At 44.1% G+C, this 3,784-nt stretch carries 3 protein-coding genes; all 3 read right to left on the reverse strand.

Annotated features, from left to right (window positions below; translation table 11 throughout):
• Window positions 1-289: 289 nt before the first annotated feature.
• On the reverse strand, window positions 290-475 hold the full coding sequence (locus AACX33_RS04850; protein ID WP_193996835.1) for a type II toxin-antitoxin system HicA family toxin: 186 nt from the start codon (window positions 473-475) through the stop codon (window positions 290-292).
• Entirely contained in the window at window positions 475-696 is a 222-nt protein-coding gene (locus AACX33_RS04855; RefSeq protein ID WP_193996836.1) for a type II toxin-antitoxin system HicB family antitoxin, read from the reverse strand. The genes AACX33_RS04850 and AACX33_RS04855 overlap by 1 nt, the downstream gene beginning before the upstream one ends.
• A gap of 20 nt (window positions 697-716) precedes the next feature.
• Window positions 717-3,784 (reverse strand): cobaltochelatase subunit CobN (locus tag AACX33_RS04860; protein ID WP_227789451.1); only part of this gene is annotated, 3,068 nt, incomplete at its 5' end.

Genomic DNA, 3,784 nt, shown 5'->3' on the forward strand with positions numbered 1-3,784 from the left:
CGTAATTCGTAATTCGTAATTCGTAATTCGTAATTCGTAATTCGTAATTCGTAATTCGTAATTCGTAATTCGTAATTCGTAATTCGTAATTCGTAATTCGTAATTCGTAATTCGTAATTCGTAATTAGGACACACAGAACAAGGTTTGCCTTTTCCAGTTAAAGTGATGTACAGCAAATTTCATCTGAGTCAGGTACATAAGGGCGGGCATCTTTGCCCTCTCCTACAAGATTTATCATATTAAGATGTGTACTTTATTTACTTACAAAGTGTCAAAATATATCCCCTGTTAAGGTCTGGGAATTTCCAAATCGGTACAAATTTTGAGCGCTAGGATATTAACAATTTCATTATGTCGGGGAACTGCCGAAGTTCTCTTGTTTACTGGATTGTAATAAATTGTATGCCTTCCACCCTCACGAAGAAACAGACAGCCATTATCTTCTAGATAGCGAATCAATTCACGTCTCTTCACTAAATTCTAACTGTAATTTGTTCCCTGATCACATTTTTACCTGTGAGTTCTTGCTCTGCAAGTTCTCTATTTGATATGAGAATTAACTCTATCACTTCCCGTAGGCTTTCCCGCGCTTCCTCCAGAGTTCTTTCTTGTACATTTGCACCTGGTAATTCTTGGACATAGCCAATATACCACTCATTTATCTGTTCAAATACAGCAGTAAAAGAGTTTTCCATATAATCTTTATTTACTAATATTACATAATTGTAACTCCTTCCAATTGTTCATCAGTCAAATCATATAACTGACGCAACTTATCCAACTTATCTGCATCAGCTTGCCAAATACCCCGCCCATGCGCCTCAATCATGCGGCTCAAAATATTGCGAAAAGCTTCAGGATTTGCCTTGCGTAACTTATCCGCCATCTCTGCATCCAAAGCATAAGTATCAGCCGCTTGGTCATAAACCCAATCATCTTGAAAATCAGCAGTCCCTCCCCAACCAATTAACGCCGTCATCCGTTGGGAAATTTCAAACGCACCACCAGAACCTTGATTCGCCATTGCTTGCGCCCATTTGGGATTGACTAACTTACTGCGGTACTCCATTCTGAGTAAATCTTCTAAATTGCGGGGTGTGGTGTCCTTCGAGAAACTTTCCACAAAGCTAGTCGTTACCTTCTTCCCCCGTTGCTTTTCTGCCGCCTTTTTCAAACCGCCAGTATTAGCGTAATATTCTTGAATATCAGTTAAACCGTACTCTACAGAATCGATTTCTTGAACAATGCGATCGCTTGTTTTTAATAAAGCATTTAAAATCTCTGGTCTAGCTTGACCCTTATCTTCCCTACCATAGCTAAACACATTACGACCTTGCCAAGTATTACCTAACTCTTCCCCAGATTCCCAATTCCCATCAACCACTTGATCATTTACCAGAGAACCGAAATCACCAGCCGGATTAGAAAACAATCTCGCAGAACTATTCTCTACACCTTGCGCCTGCAAAGCCAAAGCGTGCTTTCTAATAAAATTCTCCTCTTCCGGTTCATCAGCATCAGCCGCCCGTTGAAACAAATCATCCAATAATTCAATAATATTCACAAAGCTATCGCGGAAAATCCCCGACAAATTCCCCAAAATATCAATACGGGGATGTCCCACCTCAGACAAAGGCTGCAACTCATAACGCACAATCCGCCCAGTTCCCTCCTTCACAGGTTCAGCCCCCACCAACTCCAAAAGAATCCCCAGAGACTCACCCTTAGTCTTAATCGCATCCAAACCCCATAACATCACCGCCACCGTTTCCGGATACGTCCCATGTTCAGCCAAATGCTGGGCGATAACTTTTTGACCAACTTCCCGCCCCCGTGCAAAAGCCGCCGGAGAAGGCATTCTATAGGGATCTAAAGCGTGAATATTCCTCCCCGTAGGTAACACCCCAGCCCCATCCCGCAACAAATCACCCCCAGGCGCAGGCAAAATATACTCCCCATTCAAACCCCTCAACAAACTCCCCAACTCATCAGTACACTGCATCAACAAACCACTAACCAACTCCTCCTCCTCTTGGCGACCTTCTCTTCGAGACGCTGCGCGAAGGCGACTTGGCGGTTCGTCTCCAAAATAAGCCTCCAAATAAGCCTCCAACTCCTCCTCATTCGGCGGTTCCCCCAAAATATGCAAACCCGAAGAAAACAAACGATTCTCCAACACCTGCAAATATGCGTACAACTTCACCAAATAACCATCAAAAGCGCGATCGCTAAACATTCGCACATTCTCAGGACTAAAAGCAATCCCCAAACGTTTAGCATCATCAAAAGGACAATCAGCATCCAAACCAGAATCAACAATCTTCTTACAAATAACTTCCTTCAACAGATAATTCTTCTGCGGGTCCTCACGATACTCCGAAATCAAATCCCGCAAAGACAGCAACTCCTTATATAAACCAGCCCGACCATAAGGAGGGACATTGTGAGAAATCAACACCCCATAACCGCGACGCTTCGCCAAAATCGACTCAGAAGGATTATTCGCCGCATATATGTATAGATTAGGCAAATTACCCAGGAGAATATCCGACCAAGAATAACCAGTATTACCCAACGGTGAACCCGGCAACCATTCTACAGTTCCGTGCATCCCGAAATGAACCACAGCATCAGCCGTAAAATCATTTTGCAACCATTTATAGAAAGCCGCATATTGGGGATGAGGAGTTAAATCTCGTTCAAACATTAACCGCATCGGGTCGCCTTGTATACCCAAAGGTGGTTGGACACCAATCCAGACATTACCTAACTGCACACCGCCAATATGTAATTCCTCCCCATAGGTTTTAATTCCAGTTCCCGTTAAAGACTTCCATTGTTTTTCAATGCGGGAAGTTAGCAGATATCCCAACCATTTTTCTAACTTGCGGAAATGTACACTGGAACCCCCCCTAACGCCCCCGTTCACGGGGGGGGACATGATTTGATTTTTGATGGTGGGTTCTTCATCTGCTGCTTTCACCTGACGAATCAACTCTTCCCCATCTTCAGGAATATCACCAACCTCATAACCTTGGTCTTTGAGGGCGTGGAGAAACTTAATTAGACTCCGGGGAACATTCAATAAAGCCGCAGTCCCTACAGCCCCATATCCTGGGGGAAATCCATATAAAATAATTGCTATCTTGCGTTCTGATGCTGACTTTTGGCGTAAAGCAATCCAATTTTTGACTCTACCAATTAAGCGCTGGACTCGTTCAGGAACTAAATAAATCTGTTCACCCACTAAACCGCCGAGGGGAATGGTATCAATCGCCCCATCGAGTTCCGGTAAAGCATACAATACAACACTTTGCAGTCCGCCTACACCTTGACGTGTCCAGGAATGGATGTCTTGAATTAGCAGGGGTGCGGCTACTATATAGGGTACATTCTTGGCAGCGAGGATGCGTTTGGCTACTTCCACCTGTCGCCCTGCTTCCATTGAACCTGCGGGACCACCCACGAGAGGAAAGCCAATGGTAGAAACAATTGCATCTACCTGGACAGCTTGAGCAGAAAGTGAGAGAGTTTCAGTATTACCTTTTTGTCTTTGCTGGGTTTCGTAGTCGGTGGTCATCCAATCTCTGACTGCTACGTGTCCTTCTACACCGTTGATAAAAATGGGTAAGGGAATTAACCCGGCTTCTTCAAAACGGCGAATCAGTTGGGGAATATATGGTTGTTTGGTAATGACGTGCTTACGGTAGAGTAAAATCCCGATGACTGGGGAGTGGGGAGTGGGGAGTGGGGAGTGGGAAATTTTGTTCTGATTGTTATACC

The organism is Nodularia sp. LEGE 04288 (assembly GCF_963896525.1).
Lineage (GTDB): Bacteria > Cyanobacteriota > Cyanobacteriia > Cyanobacteriales > Nostocaceae > Nodularia.